17 protein-coding genes are annotated in these 17,885 nt (G+C 62.6%); 15 read left to right on the top strand and 2 right to left on the bottom strand.

The genetic code is table 11. The annotated features are described in order from the left end of the window. Nucleotides 1-7 precede the first annotated feature (7 nt). The 8 genes from ACLEJQ_RS09190 to ACLEJQ_RS09155 all read left to right on the top strand — a co-directional run bounded on the left by ACLEJQ_RS09190 (nt 8) and on the right by ACLEJQ_RS09155 (nt 7,078). Nucleotides 8-193: a Trm112 family protein gene (locus ACLEJQ_RS09190; protein ID WP_003179363.1), complete on the top strand. Its 186-nt coding sequence runs from the start codon at nt 8-10 to the stop codon at nt 191-193. After that, nucleotides 190-954 carry a 3-deoxy-manno-octulosonate cytidylyltransferase gene (gene kdsB / locus ACLEJQ_RS09185; RefSeq protein ID WP_440794217.1) on the top strand — a complete coding sequence of 255 codons (765 nt, stop codon included), beginning with the start codon at nt 190-192 and terminating at the stop codon, nt 952-954. The genes ACLEJQ_RS09190 and kdsB overlap by 4 nt, the downstream gene beginning before the upstream one ends. Next, nucleotides 954-1,418: a low molecular weight protein-tyrosine-phosphatase gene (locus tag ACLEJQ_RS09180; RefSeq protein WP_440794215.1), complete on the top strand. Its 465-nt coding sequence runs from the start codon at nt 954-956 to the stop codon at nt 1,416-1,418. Before kdsB ends, ACLEJQ_RS09180 begins: the two co-directional genes overlap by 1 nt. Continuing rightward, nucleotides 1,415-2,434: a UDP-N-acetylmuramate dehydrogenase gene (gene murB, locus ACLEJQ_RS09175; protein WP_440794213.1), complete on the top strand. Its 1,020-nt coding sequence runs from the start codon at nt 1,415-1,417 to the stop codon at nt 2,432-2,434. Before ACLEJQ_RS09180 ends, murB begins: the two co-directional genes overlap by 4 nt. A 279-nt stretch (nt 2,435-2,713) precedes the next feature. Next, entirely contained in the window at nt 2,714-3,184 is a 471-nt protein-coding gene (locus ACLEJQ_RS09170) for a (2Fe-2S)-binding protein (RefSeq protein ID WP_440794211.1), read from the top strand. Next, on the top strand, nt 3,181-5,496 hold the full coding sequence (locus ACLEJQ_RS09165; RefSeq protein ID WP_440794209.1) for a molybdopterin cofactor-binding domain-containing protein: 2,316 nt from the start codon (nt 3,181-3,183) through the stop codon (nt 5,494-5,496). Before ACLEJQ_RS09170 ends, ACLEJQ_RS09165 begins: the two co-directional genes overlap by 4 nt. After that, a complete protein-coding gene (locus tag ACLEJQ_RS09160) occupies nt 5,496-6,467 on the top strand; it encodes an XdhC family protein (RefSeq protein WP_440794207.1) in 972 nt (323 codons plus the stop codon). The genes ACLEJQ_RS09165 and ACLEJQ_RS09160 overlap by 1 nt, the downstream gene beginning before the upstream one ends. Before the next feature lie 20 nt (nt 6,468-6,487). Beyond that, the gene (locus ACLEJQ_RS09155; protein ID WP_440794205.1) at nt 6,488-7,078 is read left to right on the top strand and encodes a nucleotidyltransferase family protein; all 591 of its coding nucleotides are present in this window, start codon (nt 6,488-6,490) and stop codon (nt 7,076-7,078) included. A gap of 453 nt (nt 7,079-7,531) precedes the next feature. Here ACLEJQ_RS09155 and rne read toward each other — a convergent pair whose 3' ends face one another. Beyond that, on the bottom strand, nt 7,532-10,765 hold the full coding sequence (rne, locus tag ACLEJQ_RS09150; RefSeq protein ID WP_440794203.1) for a ribonuclease E: 3,234 nt from the start codon (nt 10,763-10,765) through the stop codon (nt 7,532-7,534). Nucleotides 10,766-11,463: 698 nt separating this feature from the next. Here rne and rluC point away from each other — a divergent pair. The 3 genes from rluC to ACLEJQ_RS09135 are packed head-to-tail and all read left to right on the top strand — an operon-like array spanning nt 11,464 to nt 14,082. Next, complete coding sequence (gene rluC / locus ACLEJQ_RS09145; RefSeq protein WP_440794201.1) at nt 11,464-12,420, top strand: 23S rRNA pseudouridine(955/2504/2580) synthase RluC; 957 nt, start codon at nt 11,464-11,466, stop codon at nt 12,418-12,420. Further along, entirely contained in the window at nt 12,410-13,072 is a 663-nt protein-coding gene (locus tag ACLEJQ_RS09140; protein ID WP_440794199.1) for an HAD-IIIA family hydrolase, read from the top strand. The genes rluC and ACLEJQ_RS09140 overlap by 11 nt, the downstream gene beginning before the upstream one ends. A gap of 20 nt (nt 13,073-13,092) precedes the next feature. Beyond that, entirely contained in the window at nt 13,093-14,082 is a 990-nt protein-coding gene (locus ACLEJQ_RS09135; protein WP_440794197.1) for a S49 family peptidase, read from the top strand. 166 nt (nt 14,083-14,248) lie between these two features. On the opposite strand, the gene ACLEJQ_RS09130 is transcribed toward ACLEJQ_RS09135, so the two are convergent. Continuing rightward, nucleotides 14,249-14,827 (bottom strand): Maf family protein, encoded by a 579-nt coding sequence (locus ACLEJQ_RS09130; protein WP_440794195.1) that lies wholly within the window; start codon nt 14,825-14,827, stop codon nt 14,249-14,251. A gap of 104 nt (nt 14,828-14,931) precedes the next feature. Here ACLEJQ_RS09130 and ACLEJQ_RS09125 point away from each other — a divergent pair, with 104 nt between their 5' ends. The 4 genes from ACLEJQ_RS09125 (at nt 14,932) to fabD (ending at nt 17,874) form a co-directional block, all read left to right on the top strand. Next, the gene (locus ACLEJQ_RS09125; protein WP_003204262.1) at nt 14,932-15,459 is read left to right on the top strand and encodes a YceD family protein; all 528 of its coding nucleotides are present in this window, start codon (nt 14,932-14,934) and stop codon (nt 15,457-15,459) included. Between the two features lie 13 nt (nt 15,460-15,472). Then, a complete protein-coding gene (rpmF, locus tag ACLEJQ_RS09120) occupies nt 15,473-15,655 on the top strand; it encodes a 50S ribosomal protein L32 (protein ID WP_003179396.1) in 183 nt (60 codons plus the stop codon). Between the two features lie 3 nt (nt 15,656-15,658). Continuing rightward, complete coding sequence (gene plsX / locus ACLEJQ_RS09115) at nt 15,659-16,669, top strand: phosphate acyltransferase PlsX (protein WP_440794193.1); 1,011 nt, start codon at nt 15,659-15,661, stop codon at nt 16,667-16,669. 266 nt (nt 16,670-16,935) lie between these two features. Beyond that, a complete protein-coding gene (gene fabD, locus ACLEJQ_RS09110) occupies nt 16,936-17,874 on the top strand; it encodes an ACP S-malonyltransferase (RefSeq protein WP_440794191.1) in 939 nt (312 codons plus the stop codon). Nucleotides 17,875-17,885 lie beyond the last annotated feature (11 nt).

Genomic DNA, 17,885 nt, shown 5'->3' with positions numbered 1-17,885 from the left:
GAATCTCATGGACACCAAATTGCTCGACATCCTGGCCTGCCCGGTCTGCAAAGGCCCGCTCAAGCTCAGCGCCGACAAGACCGAACTGATCAGCAAGGGCGCCGGCCTGGCCTATCCGATTCGCGACGGCATCCCGGTGATGCTCGAAAGCGAAGCCCGTACCCTGACCACCGATGAGCGCCTGGATAAATGAGTGCCGCCTTCACCGTTGTGATTCCGTCGCGTTTCGCCTCGACGCGCCTGCCGGGTAAACCGCTGTTGTCGATCGCCGGCAAGCCGATGATCCAACACGTGTGGGAACAGGCCAGCAAAAGCAGCGCCCAGCGCGTGGTGGTGGCGACCGATGATGCGCGCATCGTCGAGGCCTGCAAGGGGTTTGGCGCCGAGGTGGTCATGACCCGTGAAGACCATAACTCCGGTACCGACCGCCTGGCTGAAGTCGCGGCGAAACTGGGCCTGGCGCCCGACGCCATCGTGGTGAATGTGCAGGGTGACGAACCGTTGATCCCGCCGAGCGTGATCGACCAGGTCGCGGCGAATCTTGCCGCCCACACTGAGGCGCGCATGGCCACCCTGGCCGAGCCGATCGAAGATGTGCAAACCCTGTTCAACCCCAATGTGGTCAAGGTGGTCAGTGACCTCAACGGCCTGGCGTTGACCTTCAGCCGCGCCACGTTGCCCTGGGCCCGGGACGCATTCGCCCAAAGCCGTGACGTGATGCCCGAGGGCGTGCCGTATCGCCGTCACATCGGCATCTACGCCTACCGTGCCGGCTTCCTTCAGGACTTTGTCGCCTGGGGGCCGTGCTGGCTGGAAAACACCGAATCCCTTGAACAATTGCGTGCGCTCTGGCACGGCGTGCGGATTCATGTCGCCGATGCCGTGATTGCCCCGCCGACCGGCGTCGACACCCCTGAAGACCTCGAGCGCGTTCGTCGCCTGCTGGAGGCCTGATGCGGGTTCTGTTCGTCTGCCTTGGCAACATATGCCGCTCGCCCACCGCCGAAGGCATCCTGCGGCACAAGCTGCGCGAGGCCGGTTTGGCGGAGCAGGTGGAGGTTGCCTCCGCCGGCACCGGCGACTGGCACGTGGGCAAAGCCCCGGACAAGCGCAGCATGGCGGCGGCCTTGAAGCGCGGCTACGATCTGTCGGCCCAGCGGGCCCGGCAGGTGAGCCGCGCCGACTTCTCGGCCTACGACCTGATCCTGGCGATGGACAGCAGCAACCTGCGCAACCTCAAGGCGCTGCAACCGGCCAACGGCAGGGCCGAGCTGGACCTGTTCCTGCGGCGCTACGAAGCTGAACTCGATGACGTGCCGGACCCTTATTACGATGGCGAGCAGGGCTTCGAACAGGTACTGGACCTGATCGAGCGCGCCACGGATCGCCTGGTGATCGAATTGAAGGGGCGGTTATGACCTTACAGGTGCGGGCGGGCGTCAGCCTGAAGCCTTTCAACAGTTTCGGCGTGGATGTCAGCGCCCGACTGTTCGCTGAAGCCCATAGCGATGACGACGTTCGTCAGGCGCTGGCTTATGCTCGCGGCCATGACCTCCCGTTGTTGGTGATTGGCGGCGGCAGCAACCTGCTGCTGACCGGCGACATCGACGCCCTGGTGCTGCGCATGGCCAGCCAGGGAGTACGCGTGCTCGGTGATGACGGCGAGCGGGTGGTGGTCGAGGCCGAAGCCGGGGAGCCGTGGCATCCGTTTGTCCAGTACACGCTGGCCCAAGGCTGGTCGGGCCTGGAAAACCTCAGTCTGATTCCTGGAACCGTAGGCGCAGCACCGATGCAGAACATCGGCGCCTATGGCGTGGAGATCAAGGACGTATTCGCCGGCCTCACCGCTCTGGACCGCCAGACCGGCGAGCTACGGGAGTTCAGTCTCGAGGAGTGCTGTTTCGCCTACCGTGACAGCCTGTTCAAACAGCAGGCCGGTCGCTGGTTGATCCTGCGGGTACGCTTTGCGCTCAGTCGTGCCGCGCATCTGCATCTGGAATACGGCCCGGTTCGCCAACGCTTGACCGAGCAAGGTGTCGATCAGGCGACGCCCAGCGATGTCAGCCGGGCTATCTGCAGCATCCGCAGCGAGAAACTCCCCGATCCGGCCGTTCTGGGCAACGCCGGCAGCTTCTTCAAGAATCCGCTGGTGCCGGCCGCGCACGTGGCCCGGCTCAAGGAGCAATACCCGGACCTGGTGGCTTATCCACAGCCTGAGGGCCAGATGAAGATCGCCGCCGGCTGGCTGATCGAGCGGGCCGGTTGGAAGGGATTCCGCGAAGGCGATGCCGGTGTGCATAAGTTGCAGGCGCTTGTCCTGGTCAACTATGGCAGCGCCACGGGCCCGCAATTGTTGGACCTGGCCCAGCGCATCCAGAAAGACATCGCCGAGCGTTTCCAAGTTGAACTGGAAATGGAGCCCAACCGGTACTGAGCGAGTGAGAGTAAAGCTTGCTCGCGATCAACTGAAAAACGCCCTGTCTCAATCAGGCACACGATCATTTGTGCAGGATTGTGCAGGGCGTTTTGCTTCATCCTGGGTTAATTTAGCGAGCTGAAGATGCCATCATCGCATCATAGAAGGCCCGGTGCAGACGCCTTGCGTATCTGCACAAGAGAGCCCGATCAGCCTGAGCCAGTCTGCGACAACCGAACCGTTACCCACGCGGCAGATTGCTCGACCCCATAACTCCAAGACTATGCGGGCGTGCCCATGATTACCCTGAAACTCAATGGAAAAGACCATCAACTGGATGTGACCGAGGACATGCCGCTTTTGTGGGCGATCCGCGACGTCGCCGGTTACAACGGCACCAAATTCGGCTGCGGCATGGGCCTGTGCGGCGCGTGCACCATCCACATCGACGGTGCCCCGGCACGCAGCTGCATCACGCCGATCGGCTCGGTGAAAGGGCAGGCCATCAGCACCATCGACGAGCTTCATGCCGACCCGGTCGGGCAAATCGTCCAGAAAGCCTGGCTCGATACCGCCGTGGCCCAGTGTGGTTACTGCCAGGGCGGGCAGATCATGTCCGCGACCGCCTTGCTCAAGACCAACCCCAACCCGAGCGACGAGCAGATCGAAGAAGCCATGGTCGGCAACCTCTGCCGCTGTGGGACCTATAATCGGATCAAGACCGCCATCCGCCAGGCTTCCACGCATCTGAAGGAGGCCAAGGCATGAGCCGTCTGCCCAATGATTTTGTGCTGAGCAACCTCAGTCGTCGCGGCTTTCTCAAAGGCGCCAGCGCCACCGGGGTATTGGTACTGGCCGCCAGCTGGGGCTTGCCGGACGCCTTCGCCGAAGAGAAAAAATACGGTGCCGAGGGCATGCCCCACGGCGCGGTCGACGACCCGAAGGTCTATGTCAGCATCGCTGCCGACGGCAGCGTGACGGTGATTTGCAACCGCTCGGAAATGGGCCAGGGCATCCGCACCAGCTTGAGTATGGTGGTGGCCGATGAACTGGATGCCGACTGGGCGCAGGTCAAGGTACAGCAGGCGCCGGCGGATGAAGCGCGCTTCGGCAACCAGGACACCGATGGTTCGCGCAGTATGCGCCACTGGTACGAGCCGATGCGCCGCTGCGGCGCTGCCGCCCGGGCCATGCTGGAACAGGCCGCCGCTGCGCAGTGGAACGTCCCGGTGACTGAATGCCGGGCGCAATTGCACAAGGTGCTGCACCAACCGTCCGGGCGTGAACTGGGCTATGGCGCGTTGGCTGCCGCCGCCAGCGCCTTGCCGGTGCCGGCCCGTGACAGCTTGCGCCTCAAGCAGCCGTCGGAGTTCCGCTACATCGGCAAGGAAGCGAGCCGGGCCATCGACGGTGCGGACATCGTCAATGGTCGCGCGGTGTTCGGCGCCGATGTGCATCTGGAGGGCATGCTCTCTGCCGTCGTGGCCCGCCCACCGGTCTATGGCGGCAAGGTCAAGTCGGTGGACAGCAGCGCCGCGCTGAAAATACCCGGCGTGGTCAAGGTGGTGCAGATCGAGGGGCGGCCGTTGCCCTCGGAGTTCCAGCCCCTGGGCGGCGTGGCAGTGGTGGCAAAAAACACCTGGGCGGCGATCAAGGGCCGCGAAGCGTTGAAGATCGAATGGGACGACGGTCCGAATGTCGGCTATGACTCCGTTGCCTATCGCAAGGAGCTGGAGGCGGCAGCCCTCAAGCCCGGGAAAGTCGTGCGCAGCGCCGGTAACCTGGACGACGCATTGAGCAAGGCCGATTCGACCCTCGAAGCGACCTATTACCTGCCGCACCTGTCCCAATCGCCGATGGAACCCATGGTCGCCGTCGCCCGGTTCAAGGATGGCCAGCTCGAAGCCTGGGCGCCGAGCCAGGCTCCGCAGGTCACTCGCGAGCGTCTCGCTGAACGGTTGGGTATCCCCTTTGAAAAGGTTACGGTGAATATCACGCTGTTGGGGGGAGGGTTCGGGCGCAAGTCCAAACCGGATTTCGTCGTCGAGGCGGCAGTGTTGGCCAAGGAGTTTCCGGGCCAGCCCATACGGGTGCAGTGGACCCGCGAGGACGACATCCATCACTCGTATTTCCACACCGTGTCGGCGGAATACCTGAAAGCCGGGTTGAACCAGGACGGCATGCCCTCCGGTTGGTTGCACCGCACCGTGGCGCCGAGTATCACCGCGCTGTTTGCGCCGGGCATGACTCACGAGGCGCCGTTCGAGGTGGGAATGGGCCTGACCAACCTGGCCTACGCCATTCCCAATCTGCGCCTGGAGAACCCCGAAGCCGTGGCGCACGCCCGGGTGGGCTGGTACCGCTCGGTGTCGAACATCCCTCATGGTTTCGCGATCCAGAGCTTCATTGACGAGTTGGCCCACAAGGCCGGTCAGGATCCGCTGAAGTACCAGATCAAATTACTCGGCCCGGACCGCAGGATCGATCCCCGTACGTTGAGCGAAGAGTGGAACTACGGCGAATCCCCCGAGCGCTATCCCATCGACACGGCGCGGATCCGCACGGTGCTGGAGACCGCCGCCAAGGCCGCCGGTTGGGGGCGTCAACTGCCCAAGGGTCGCGGCCTTGGGCTGGCGGTGCACTACAGTTTCGTCACCTACGTGGCGGCAGTGCTCGAAGTCGAGGTCAAGGACGATGGGACGGTGATCGTGCACAAGGCCGACATCGCCGTGGATTGCGGCCCGCAGATCAACCCGGAGCGGATCCGCTCGCAATTCGAAGGCGCCTGCGTCATGGGCCTGGGCAATGCGATGGTCGGCGAGATCAGCTTCAAGGACGGCAAGGTCCAGCAGGACAACTTCCACATGTACGAAGTGGCGCGCATGTCCCTTGCGCCGAAGGAAGTGGCGGTGCACCTGGTCACGCCATCGGGCGAGGTGCCGTTGGGTGGTGTCGGTGAGCCGGGCGTGCCGCCGATCGCGCCGGCGCTGTGCAATGCGATTTTCGCCGCCACCGGCAAACGCATCCGCAACCTTCCCGTGCGTTACCAGCTGCAAGGCTGGCAACAGGCCCAGGCCTGATGGACAGCGTTGATCTGAACGTGCTGCGCAGCGTGCTTGAATGGCGCCGCGCCGGACAGCGGGTGGTGTTGTTCACGGTGGTCCAGACCTGGGGGACCGCGCCAAGACCTCCGGGGGCGATGCTGGCCTTGCGCGAAGACGGTGTGGTGATTGGCTCGGTGTCGGGCGGCTGTGTCGAGGATGACTTGATCGCCCGGCTGCACGACGGCCGTATTCCGGCCGAGGGGCCGCCGGTGCAGTTGATTACCTATGGCGTGACTCGCGAGGAAGCGGCGCGTTTCGGCCTGCCCTGCGGCGGTACTTTGCGCCTGACCGAGGAGCGGGTCGGCGATCCGCAATGGGTGGCGCAGCTGCTGGAGCGTTGTGAAGCCCATGAGATCGTGGCCCGTGAGCTGACAGTCGCCCGTGGTGATGTGGTGCTGACACCCGCCAGCAAGACTGACACCCTGACGTTCGACGGGCACGTTTTGCGGGCGATTTATGGCCCGCGCTGGCGGCTGTTGCTGATCGGCGCCGGGCAACTGTCGCGTTATGTGGCGGAGATGGCAAGGTTGCTGGACTTCGAAGTATTGATCTGCGACCCGCGCAAGGAATTCGTCTACGGTTGGGAAGAGCAGCATGGCCGTTTCGTCCCGGGCATGCCCGATGAAGCGGTGCTGAATATCCAGACTGACGAGCGCACAGCCATCGTTGCCCTGACCCACGATCCACGCCTTGACGACATGGCGTTGCTCACCGCGCTGGACTCCAGGGCTTTTTATGTCGGGGCACTGGGCTCGCGGGTCAACAGCCAGAAGCGCCGGGACAACCTGGCTCAGCTAGGCTTGTCGGCAGAGGCCATTGACCGCCTGCACGGACCGATCGGCCTGCACATCGGCAGCCACACCCCGGCGGAAATCGCCTTGTCGTTGCTGGCGGAAATCGTCGCCATCAAGAACGGTGTGGAGCTGCGTCAGAAAAAGCCGCTGTAACGCGTGGACGAGGAGGGCACATGGGCGAATCGATTGGCGTGATCATCCTGGCTGCGGGATCAGGCAGTCGTTTCCGGCAGGTTGCAGGTCCCGACAAGGATAAGTTGTTGGCCGACTGCACGGGACGTGATGGCGCTGTCCGTTCGGTGATCGAGCAGGTGCTGGTGAATCTGCCTGCATCGCTGGAAAAGCGCGTGTTGGTGACAAGTAGCGAACGGCCACAGGTCATGCGCATGGCCCAGGCTTACGGTTGCGATGTCGTGGCGCTGGATTCGCCGGGGCTGGGTGATAGCATCGCGGCTGGTGTCCAAGCCTGTCCGGACCTTGATGGCTGGTTGATGGTGTTGGGGGATATGCCTTTCATCTTGCCATCGAGCTATGAGCAGGTGACTGCCGGAATGCGCGAGGACGGCATCTGTGTGCCGGTCCTTGCGGGTGAGTACGGACACCCCGTGGGATTTGGCCGTGCCTTTGGTCCGAGATTAATGGCGCTGACGGGAGACCGCGGCGCCAAGGCTTTGTTTGCCGGGGCGTCAGTGGTTGAGGTAGTTGTGGACGATCCTGGCGTGACCTGGGATGTCGACGTGCCAGAGGCATTGGCCTTCAAATAACAACCATCACTGATTCCCCAGTCACAGCCTGGCAGCGGTCCTGTGCGGCCCGGCGCCAGGCTTTTGTGGCGAGGGAGCTTGCTCCCGCTCGGCTGCGAAGCCGTCGTGAACTGGCTGGCGCGGTCTGTCTGGGCAGTCGCATCGTCTGGATGGGGGCGGCTGCGCCACCCAGCGGGAGCAAGCTCCCTCGCCACAGCAGTCAAACAGTCCGAAACAAACCGCTCCCACATTTGAATTGAGATAGACAGTGATTCCATGGCCGTCGCAGATCCCCTGTGGGAGCGAGCTTGCTCGCGATTGCGGTCTGACATTCAGCATTGATGCAATCTGACCCGACGCCATCGCGAGCAGGCTCGCTCCCACAGGATTCTGGTGCGCCTGCTGCTTATGTTCCAGCCATGAAAAAGCCCCGCCTGGCATGACCGGGCGGGGCTTTTTTACTGGGCGATGGAATCAGGCGTGAGGTTTAGGCTCGTGCTCTTTTTCCAAGGCTTCAGTGTGACGCGGTGCGACTTCTTCGGCGAAGGGTTGAGGTTCGTCGATCACTGGAGCCGATTCCACCGGGGCTGGCTCGGCAGGCGCTTCGGCGACCGGGGCAGGGGCTGCCTCGACAACGTCCACTGCCGGAGCCGGCTCGGCGGCGGGTGTTTGAGCGGCAGCGGCCGCCAGTTCGGCTTCCTTCTGCAGGCGCTCGGCTTCGCGCTTGCGGCGACGCACTTCACGCGGGTCGTTCGGGGCGCGACCATTGGCTGTCAGGGCACTGGCAGGTGCCGGTTCCTGCACAGGGGTTGGCGCTTCGACAACCACCGGGGTTTCGACCACTGGAGCGGCCTCGACCACGGGTGTTTCGACCACGGGGGCTTCGACCGCTTTCACTGGCTCCGGAGTCGGCTCTGGCTCAGCGATCGGCGCCGGGGCGACCGGCTCGGCGTGCCAGTTGAACGCGGTCTGTTCCTCGCGGACCGGCTCGGCTGCCGGTGCTGGTGCAGCTGCCTCGACGGCCGGCTCAGCGGCAACCACTGGCTGCTCGATGACCGGCGCAGGCTCGGCAACGGCTTGGACGTCAGGCTGGGCTTCACGAACCGGAGCGAGCTCCACTTCCGGCGAAGCCGTCACTTCTACCGGGGTAGAAGCTTCAACCACAGGTGCTTCGACCGTCGGGGCGTTCTCCACAGCGGCAGTGGCGCGTTCGGCCTGCTCGTTGGCCTGGGCTTCAGCCGGGGCGCTGATCGTGCTGCTGGCAACCGCCGCAGTCACAGCCAGGCCGGCGGCCAGGTCGGCGGCGCTCGGCGCTTCGGCGTTCGCGGTGGATTCGGACTCTTCCGAACCTTCGATCACATTGCCGTTGGCATCGCGCTGACGCTCACGACGGTTGCTGCGGCGACGCTGGCCACGGGAGCGGCGGCGTGGACGATCGCCTTCGGCGGTGTCCTGGCCGTCTTCCGCTTGTTGCTCTTCGGCGCTCAGTACTTCTTCTTCGCTGGCTGCGGCGGCCTGTTCGGCGCGTGGTTGACGCTCTTCACGCGGTGGCCGCGGTGCGCGCTCTTCACGTGGCTGGCGAGCCGGACGTTCTTCAGCGGCAGTCGTGGCTACGGCCGGAGCGGCATCCAGTGGCTCGCGCAGTTCACGCACGCGTTCTTCACGCTCGCCACGTGGCTTGCGATCCTCACGCGGGGCGCGCGGTTGACGTTCTTCACGCGGCGGGCGCGGTGCGCGCTCTTCGCGAGCCACGGCTGGCGCGTCTTCACGGATTTCGCGAGGCTGGCGTTCTTCACGTGGCTCGCGCGGTGCACGCTCTTCACGCGGTGCACGCTCTTCACGAGGCCCGCGTTCTTCACGAGGCTTGCGCTCTTCGTCGCGGCGGCCATTGCGGTTGCGGGTCTGCTGGCGACCGTTGCGGCGTTCCTCGTTGCGAGCCGGACGCTCAGGAGCGGCAGGCTTGGCAACGACGGCAGGCGCGACGGGCTCTTCCTTGGTGGCGAACAGGCTGACCAGCGACTTCACCAGGCCTTTGAACAGGCTAGGTTCTGGCGCGGCGACCGGTGCCGCAGCCGGAGCAGCCACTTCGGTCGGGACCGGAGCGTTGGCGCGGGCCGGGGCAGTCTTGACCGCGGCTTCCTGGCGAACCAGGGTGCGGGTGGCGGCAGCCGGCTGGACGTCTTCGGCTTCGGCTGCGGCCGCGGCGATTTCGTAGCTGGACTGGTTGGTGTGGGCTTCCGGGCTGTCATCGCGCAGGCGCTGCACTTCGAAGTGCGGCGTCTCGAGGTGATCGTTCGGCAGGATGACGATACGTGCCCGGGTACGCAGTTCGATCTTGGTGATCGAGTTGCGTTTTTCGTTGAGCAGGAACGCGGCGACCGGGATCGGCACCTGGGCACGCACTTCGGCGGTGCGATCCTTCAGGGCTTCCTCTTCGATCAGGCGCAGGATCGCCAGGGACAGCGACTCGACATCACGGATGATGCCGGTGCCGTTGCAGCGTGGGCAGACGATGCCGCTGCTTTCACCCAGGGATGGACGCAGGCGCTGACGGGACATTTCCAGCAGGCCGAAGCGCGAGATGCGACCGACCTGCACACGGGCGCGGTCGGCTTCCAGGCATTCGCGGACTTTTTCTTCCACGGCGCGCTGGTTCTTGGCCGGCGTCATGTCGATGAAGTCGATGACGATCAGGCCGCCGATGTCACGCAGGCGCAGCTGGCGGGCGATTTCCTCGGCCGCTTCCAGGTTGGTCTGCAGGGCGGTTTCTTCGATGTCGCTGCCTTTGGTGGCGCGGGCCGAGTTGATGTCGATGGACACCAGGGCTTCGGTTGGATCGATGACGATGGAACCGCCGGACGGCAGTTCGACGACGCGTTGGAACGCAGTCTCGATCTGGCTTTCGATCTGAAAGCGGTTGAACAGCGGGACGCTGTCTTCGTAGAGCTTGATCTTGCTGGCGTACTGCGGCATCACCTGGCGAATGAAGGTCAGGGCTTCGTCCTGGGCTTCGACGCTGTCGATCAGTACTTCGCCGATGTCCTGGCGCAGGTAGTCGCGGATGGCGCGGATGATCACGTTGCTTTCCTGGTAGATCAGGAACGGAGCGGAGCGATCCAGCGAGGCCTCTTTGATGGCGGTCCACAGTTGCAGCAGGTAGTCGAGGTCCCACTGCATTTCTTCGCTGCTACGGCCAAGGCCGGCGGTGCGAACGATCAGGCCCATGTCGGCCGGGGCCACCAGGCCGTTGAGGGCTTCACGCAGTTCGTTGCGCTCTTCGCCTTCGATGCGACGGGAGATGCCGCCGGCGCGAGGGTTGTTCGGCATCAGGACTAGGTAACGGCCGGCCAGGCTGATGAAGGTGGTCAGGGCGGCACCCTTGTTGCCACGTTCTTCCTTTTCGACCTGGACGATGACTTCCTGGCCTTCGCTAAGGACGTCCTTGATGTTGACGCGGCCTTCAGGGGCTTTCTTGAAGTATTCGCGGGAGATTTCTTTGAGGGGCAGGAAGCCGTGGCGCTCGGAGCCGAAATCGACAAAGGCAGCCTCAAGGCTTGGTTCGATGCGAGTAATCCGGCCTTTATAGATGTTGGCCTTCTTCTGCTCGCGTGCACCGGATTCGATATCCAGGTCGTAGAGGCGCTGGCCGTCTACCAGTGCAACACGCAACTCTTCGGGTTGAGTTGCGTTAATCAGCATTCTTTTCATGTAGTACCGTCGGTTTCCGGGCTGCCGGAAACGGCGTTCGGCACACACGACTTCTCACGGTCGGTGTCAGGTGCGTCCTGGAAGTGGCGGGGCCGTTCCAGTGTCCAGCGAGTTCGACCCAATGATGGCGAAGTCGCGACGGACGCGTCCTGCTTGCTGGTACTCAAGCACTCAGTCAGGAGGAGGAATCAACCGGCGCCTGTGGACGAGATGAAGCGTCTAAATATAAGCCTAGTGCTACACAGTCCGACGGTTGTACATCTCCACCCTACACGTATCCCTGATAATTCGGGTGCTGCCGCGCGCAGAATCCGCAGCGGGTTGGCATTTACCGTGAGCTCCGAAAGGGGAGGTCACGCATCATGGCTCATTTAGGCGTTGTTTCCGAAGCTCTCGCTCGGGGTCGTTCATAGCTGACTGCACTTTGTGAACTGGCCGTGAATGTGGCGCGCAAGGCGAGTCAGAACTCTGCTTTGCGGCGTATTTCAGGCCTCATGTCACCTGCGCTCGTAACACCTGCAAACTCTACCGTTCGTAGCGAAAGCCCCGTAGGACGGCCTCTCGTCCTCGTGAATTGCGTTGGTCAGGGCCGGTTTTTGACCGTTGGTCCGCTGTCCAGCCACTTTTGGCGGCGTTCGCGACTATAGCAGCAATGATTAAGTGCTTCAATTCCATAAAAAATTGTTATGATCGCCGCCATGACAACTACTGCCCCTTCGACCCCTGGCGTTCAACTGCTCGAGGTCTCGCCGGAATATGCCGGCCAACGAATCGATAATTTCCTGCTGGCCCGACTCAAAGGCGTGCCCAAGACCCTGATCTACCGCATCTTGCGTAAAGGTGAAGTGCGGGTGAACAAGGGGCGGATCAAGCCTGAATACAAGCTCCAGGCGGGCGATGTCGTGCGTGTGCCGCCGGTTCGCGTGCCTGAGCGCGATGAGCCGGTGCCGGTGGCTCAAGGCCTGCTGCAACGCCTCGAGGCTGCGATCGTCTACGAAGACAAGGCCTTGATCGTGATCAACAAGCCCGCGGGCATTGCGGTTCACGGCGGTAGTGGGCTGAATTTCGGCGTGATCGAAGCCTTTCGTCAGCTGCGTCCGGACGCCAAGGAGCTGGAGCTGGTCCATCGCCTGGACCGCGACACGTCCGGCCTGCTGATGATCGCCAAGAAGCGCAGCATGCTGCGCCATCTGCATGAGCAATTGCGCGGCGACGGCGTGGACAAGCGCTACATGGCGCTCGTCCGCGGTCATTGGGCGACCTCCATCAAGCAGGTCCGTGCCCCGCTGCTCAAGAGCAACTTGCGTTCGGGTGAGCGCATGGTCGAAGTCAATGACGAGGGCAAGGAGGCGCTAACCGTGTTCAAGGTGCTGCGCCGCTTCGGCGAGTTCGCCACCCTGGTCGAGGCCAAGCCAGTGACGGGTCGTACCCATCAGATTCGCGTCCACACCCTCCACGCTGGACATTGCATTGCTGGTGACAGCAAATACGGCGACGATGATTTCACCAGGGAAATCCGCGACCTGGGCGGCAAACGCCTGTTCCTCCATGCCTACATGCTCACTGTGCCGTTGCCTGATGGCGGCGAGCTGAAGTTGCAGGCCCCGGTGGATGAAATGTGGGCCAAGACCGTGGAGCGCTTGAGTGCACCCTGATTACAAGTTGCTGATCTTCGATTGGGACGGCACGCTGGCCAATTCCATCGGCCGCATCGTGGAATCGATGCATGCCGCGTCGGACCGCTCGGGGTTCGCCCGGTGCGACGACTTGGCGGTGAAGGGCATTATCGGCCTTGGGTTGCCAGAGGCTATTCGCAGTCTCTATCCCGAGATCGATGACGAAGCGCTGGTGGTTTTCCGCCAGCATTACGCCGACCATTACATCGCGCTGGAAGCTGAGCCTTCGCCCTTGTTCGAAGGCGTAGCGGATACCCTGCACACCCTGCGTGCCGAGGGTTATCACCTGGCGGTCGCGACCGGCAAGGCGCGGCGCGGGCTGGACCGGGTGTTGAAATCCCATGGCTGGGATGATTATTTCGATATCACTCGCGCTGCCGATGAAACTGCCAGCAAGCCGCACCCTCTGATGCTTGAGCAGATCCTGGCGCACTGCAACGTGCGGCCGGAGCAGGCGTTGATGGTGGGAGATTCGTCGTTTGATCTCCAGATGGCGCGCAATGCCGGCATGGGCTCGGTGGCTGTCAGCTATGGAGCCCAGACTATTCAGGCGCTGCAGGCCTTCGAGCCGCGACTGTCGATTGATCATTTTCCTGAGTTGCACGCCTGGCTGAGCGGGCGGGCCTATTAAGTTTTGCTGGGGATGCACGCATGACCGATGAATGGAAGGCACCTGCCAAGGCAAGCGTAGAAAGCGGTGACGACAAAAGCTGGAAGCTGTTGGAAAAGACCTTGCTGGCCAGTGTGCAGGAGCAACGTCGCTCCCGTCGCTGGGGCATCTTCTTCAAGCTCCTGACGTTTGTTTATCTGTTCCTTGCGCTGGCGTTGTTCACGCCGCTGATGTCGGTGGAAAAGAGCGCCGTCAGCGGATCGGCCTACACCGCGCTGATCAATATCGAAGGCATGATCGCCGACAAGGAGCCCGCCAGCGCGGACAATATCGTCGGCAGCCTGCGGGCGGCTTTCGAGGACTCCAAGGTCAAGGGCGTGGTGCTGCGCATCAACAGTCCGGGCGGCAGTCCGGTGCAGTCAGGGTATGTGTATGACGAGATCGTCCGGCTGCGCGGTTTGCACCCTGATATCAAGGTCTACGCCGTGATTTCCGATCTCGGGGCGTCCGGCGCCTATTACATTGCCAGCGCCGCCGACCAGATCTATGCCGACAAGGCCAGTCTGGTCGGCTCCATTGGGGTTACGGCCGCTGGCTACGGGTTTGTCGGAACAATGGACAAGCTTGGGGTTGAGCGTCGGGTCTACACCTCTGGCGAACACAAGTCTTTCCTGGATCCGTTCCAGCCGCAGAAGCCTGAGGAAACCGCTTTCTGGCAGGGCGTGCTCGACACCACTCACAAGCAGTTCATCGCCAGCGTCAAGAAAGGACGGGGCGAGCGCCTGAAGGACAAGGAGCATCCTGAGCTGTTTTCCGGGCTGGTCTGGTCGGGGGAGCAAGCCTTGCCGTTGGGCCTGATCGACGGTCTCGGCAGTGCCAGCTCGGTGGCGCGGGATGTGATTGGTCAGAAAGAACTGGTGGACTTCACCATCGAAGAGTCGCCATTTGACCGCTTCTCGAAAAAGCTTGGGGCGAGTATCGCCGAGCATCTGGCGATGTGGATGGGCTTCCAGGGGCCGACGCTGCGCTGATTGGCGTGCGCTGTCATGTGGCGAGGGGATTTATCCCCGCTGGGGTGCGGAGCACCCCAAGTAAACAGGCACTGAGGTCTTCTTGGTGGATTGTTTTAGGCTGCTTCGCAGCTCGACGGGGATAAATCCCCTCGCCACAGGTTCAGTGTCTCTTGGGGCTGATGAATCAGGGGATCTGCATGCCCTCGGCCAGTAACATATCCACAAGGCGAATCAGCGGCAGGCCGACCAGGCTGGTGGCGTCCGGGCCTTCGGTGCTCTGGAACAGGCTGACGCCCAGCCCTTCGGCCTTGAAACTGCCAGCGCAGTCGTAGGGTTGCTCGGCGTGCAGGTAGCGTTCGACGCGCGCAGGCTCAAGGGTGCGCATAGTGACGGTGAACGGAACGCAATCGACCTGGCAAGCGCCGGTCTGGCTGTTGAGCAGTGCCAGCCCCGTCAGGAAAGTGACCCGGGTGCCGCTGGCGGCCAGCAATTGTTCACGTGCGTTTTCGAAGGTGTGCGGCTTGCCCAGGATGCGCTCGCCGAGCACGGCAACCTGGTCCGAGCCGATGATCAGGTGCGCCGGGTGGCTGGCCGCCAATGCCTGGGCCTTTTCCCGGGCCAGGCGCTTTACCAGTTCGACGGCGGGCTCGCCGGGGCGATGACTTTCGTCGATGTCTGGCGAGCTGCAGACGAATGGCAGTCCGAGTCGGGCCAGCAATTCCCGTCGGTAGACTGAGCTGGAGGCAAGTAATAAAGGCAGCATGGGCATCTCCTAGGGCAATGGCCGATTCTAGCGAGGCGTGCGAGTGACGCACAGGGCTGAATTTCCTTTGACATGGCCGGGGGCATCCCTATAATGCTGCGCCTATGTTGAATGACCCGATTCCACCTCACGTTGACCCGCGCAAATTGGCTGACCGTGGCACCACCCTCCAAGGTGAGTTGTTGCTGGCCGATTTGAAGAGACTCTGCGACCCACTTTCCGACGATGTCGGAACGGTCCAGGCCAAATTCGTTTTTGAACGAGATGAACGTAAATCTGTGGTGATCCACAGCTTTATCGACACTGAAGTCAAAATGGTTTGCCAGCGTTGTCTTGAGCTGGTCACCCTGCCGATCCACAGCGAATGCAGTTACGCCGTGGTGAAGGAGGGTGCGAATACCCAGTCGTTGCCGAAAGGTTATGACGTGCTGGAACTGGGCGAAGATCCATTGGATCTGCAGTCACTGATCGAGGAGGAGCTTCTGCTCGCCTTGCCCATTGTGCCTGCTCATCATCCGGAAGAATGCCAGCAGCCGGCGGGAGCAGATGAGCCCGAACCGAGCGAGGACGAGGTAACGCGGTCCAACCCGTTCAGTGTATTGGCGCAGTTAAAGCGTGACCCAAACGTTTAGGAGTTAATCAATTATGGCTGTTCAGCAGAACAAAAAATCCCGCTCTGCCCGTGACATGCGCCGTTCCCACGACGCTCTCGAGGCTAGCACCCTGTCTGTAGAAAAAACCACCGGTGAAGTTCACCTGCGTCACCACGTATCGCCAGAAGGCGTATACCGTGGTCGTAAAGTGATCGACAAGGGCGCTGACGAGTAATCCTTGTCCGCTCAAGTCATCGCGATTGACGCAATGGGCGGGGACTTCGGTCCCCGCAACATTGTTCAGGCCAGCCTCGCTTGTCTGAATGCTACGCCCTCGCTGCACCTGACCCTCGTCGGTCAACCCTCCCTCCTGGAAGGCATGCTCAGCGGCCAATCGGCTGTGGATCGCGCGCGCCTGACGATTACCCCGGCGTCCGAAGTCATCACCATGGACGAAAAGCCGGCGCAAGCCTTGCGCGGCAAGCCCGACGCCTCGATGCGGGTGGCCCTTGAGCTGCTGCGCGATGGCAAGGTGCAGGCCTGTGTCAGTGCAGGAAACACCGGTGCCTTGATGGCGCTGTCGCGTTATGTGCTCAAGACCCTTCCTGGTATCGACCGGCCGGCGATGGTGGCGGCGATCCCGACCCAGCGTGGCTTTTGTCAATTGCTCGATCTGGGCGCCAACGTCGATTGCAGCGCCGAACACTTGCTGCAATTTGCGGTGATGGGCTCGGTAGCGGCTGAAACCCTGGGTATCGTACGTCCGCGGGTGGCACTGCTGAACATCGGCACAGAGGACATCAAGGGCAACCAGCAGGTCAAGCTCGCGGCCACGCTGTTGCACAAAGCCCCCGGCATCAACTACATCGGCTTCGTCGAGGGGGATGGCCTGTACCGCGGCGAAGCGGATGTGGTGGTGTGCGACGGTTTTGTCGGCAATATCCTGCTCAAGTCCAGCGAAGGCCTGGCGACCATGATCGGTCAGCGCATCGAGAGCCTGTTCAGGCAGAGCCTGGCATCGAAAGTGGTGGGTGCGCTGGCATTGCCGCTGATGCGTCGATTGCAGGCTGACCTGGCACCGGCACGGCACAACGGGGCGAGTTTCCTCGGACTGCAAGGTATCGTGATCAAGAGTCATGGTTCGGCGGGTGCCGAGGGTTTCCAGAGCGCGATCAACCGGGCGCTGATCGAAATCCAGGAGAACCTGCCCAAGCGTCTGCATGGGCGCCTCGAAGATTTGTTAACTTAGGCGTTTTACTGTGACAGTGCTTAAATGTGACCGGTCGGTTCAAGCCGCCATCCAACTGTCAGTTTCCCAGGGCTCGTACGAAGGGCCGCCGAGCGGCGATCAGGCAGGGCGAAAACAGGCGAGGAGGCGCAGTTTACGGGTGGTAAATGAGCATCCGAGCCGGTTTTCAACGCGGCCTGATCGGCGCGCAGGCACTTTTCGTACAAAGCCTAGCGTCCCCAGGGGCGTCAATTTTTGACAACAAGATCATTAGGGGCTTTGTTTTCATGTCCGCTTCCCTCGCATTCGTCTTTCCAGGACAGGGCTCGCAGTCCCTCGGCATGCTGGCCGAACTGGGCGCGCAATATCCGCTGATCCTCGAAACATTCAAAGAAGCTTCCGATGCTCTCGGTTATGACTTGTGGGCACTGACCCAGCAGGGGCCCGAAGAGCAGCTCAACCAGACCGATAAGACCCAACCGGCCATCCTGACCGCCTCGATCGCGCTGTGGCGCCTGTGGCTGGCCGAAGGTGGTGCGCGCCCGGCGTTCGTCGCCGGCCATAGCCTGGGCGAATACAGCGCGCTCGTCGCCGCTGGCAGCCTGAGCCTGGGCGACGCGGTGAAACTGGTGGAGCGTCGTGGGCAGTTGATGCAGCAGGCCGTTCCGGCCGGGCAGGGCGCCATGGCCGCGATTCTCGGCCTGGAGGATGCCGACGTGCTGGCAGCCTGCGCCGAAGCGGCGCAAGGCGAGGTGGTCAGCGCGGTGAATTTCAACTCGCCGGGTCAGGTGGTGATCGCCGGTGCCAAGGCCGCTGTCGAGCGCGCCATCGAAGGCTGCAAGGCCCGTGGTGCCAAGCGCGCCATGCCGCTGCCGGTCAGCGTGCCGTCGCACTGTGAACTGATGCGACCGGCCGCCGAGCGCTTTGCCCAATCCATCGCCGCCATTGACTGGCAGGCCCCGCAGATTCCCGTGGTACAGAACGTCAGCGCCAATGTGGCGGCGGACCTGGAGACGCTCAAGCGTGACCTGCTGGAACAGCTCTACAAGCCGGTTCGCTGGGTCGAGTCGGTACAGACCCTGGCCGCCAAGGGCGCCACTGAACTGGTTGAATGCGGTCCTGGCAAAGTGCTGGCCGGTCTGAACAAACGCTGCGCCGAAGGCGTGTCGACTTCCAACCTCAACACCCCAGACGCTTTCGCTGCTGCCCGTGCAGCGCAGGCCTGAACAGGAGAAAC

This window comes from Pseudomonas sp. SMV71, assembly GCF_052042015.1.
Taxonomy (GTDB): domain Bacteria; phylum Pseudomonadota; class Gammaproteobacteria; order Pseudomonadales; family Pseudomonadaceae; genus Aquipseudomonas.
This window is presented reverse-complemented; position numbering and strand designations above follow the sequence as displayed.

Bases quoted from the DNA above. Each gene is read 5' to 3' on its own strand.
- ACLEJQ_RS09190 (WP_003179363.1), top strand. From the start codon at position 8: ATGGACACCAAATTGCTCGACATCCTGGCCTGCCCGGTCTGCAAAGGC.
- kdsB (WP_440794217.1), top strand. From the start codon at position 190: ATGAGTGCCGCCTTCACCGTTGTGATTCCGTCGCGTTTCGCCTCGACG.
- ACLEJQ_RS09180 (WP_440794215.1), top strand. From the start codon at position 954: ATGCGGGTTCTGTTCGTCTGCCTTGGCAACATATGCCGCTCGCCCACC.
- murB (WP_440794213.1), top strand. From the start codon at position 1,415: ATGACCTTACAGGTGCGGGCGGGCGTCAGCCTGAAGCCTTTCAACAGT.
- ACLEJQ_RS09170 (WP_440794211.1), top strand. From the start codon at position 2,714: ATGATTACCCTGAAACTCAATGGAAAAGACCATCAACTGGATGTGACC.
- ACLEJQ_RS09165 (WP_440794209.1), top strand. From the start codon at position 3,181: ATGAGCCGTCTGCCCAATGATTTTGTGCTGAGCAACCTCAGTCGTCGC.
- ACLEJQ_RS09160 (WP_440794207.1), top strand. From the start codon at position 5,496: ATGGACAGCGTTGATCTGAACGTGCTGCGCAGCGTGCTTGAATGGCGC.
- ACLEJQ_RS09155 (WP_440794205.1), top strand. From the start codon at position 6,488: ATGGGCGAATCGATTGGCGTGATCATCCTGGCTGCGGGATCAGGCAGT.
- rne (WP_440794203.1), bottom strand. From the start codon at position 10,765: ATGAAAAGAATGCTGATTAACGCAACTCAACCCGAAGAGTTGCGTGTT.
- rluC (WP_440794201.1), top strand. From the start codon at position 11,464: ATGACAACTACTGCCCCTTCGACCCCTGGCGTTCAACTGCTCGAGGTC.
- ACLEJQ_RS09135 (WP_440794197.1), top strand. From the start codon at position 13,093: ATGACCGATGAATGGAAGGCACCTGCCAAGGCAAGCGTAGAAAGCGGT.
- ACLEJQ_RS09130 (WP_440794195.1), bottom strand. From the start codon at position 14,827: ATGCTGCCTTTATTACTTGCCTCCAGCTCAGTCTACCGACGGGAATTG.
- ACLEJQ_RS09125 (WP_003204262.1), top strand. From the start codon at position 14,932: ATGTTGAATGACCCGATTCCACCTCACGTTGACCCGCGCAAATTGGCT.
- rpmF (WP_003179396.1), top strand. From the start codon at position 15,473: ATGGCTGTTCAGCAGAACAAAAAATCCCGCTCTGCCCGTGACATGCGC.
- fabD (WP_440794191.1), top strand. From the start codon at position 16,936: ATGTCCGCTTCCCTCGCATTCGTCTTTCCAGGACAGGGCTCGCAGTCC.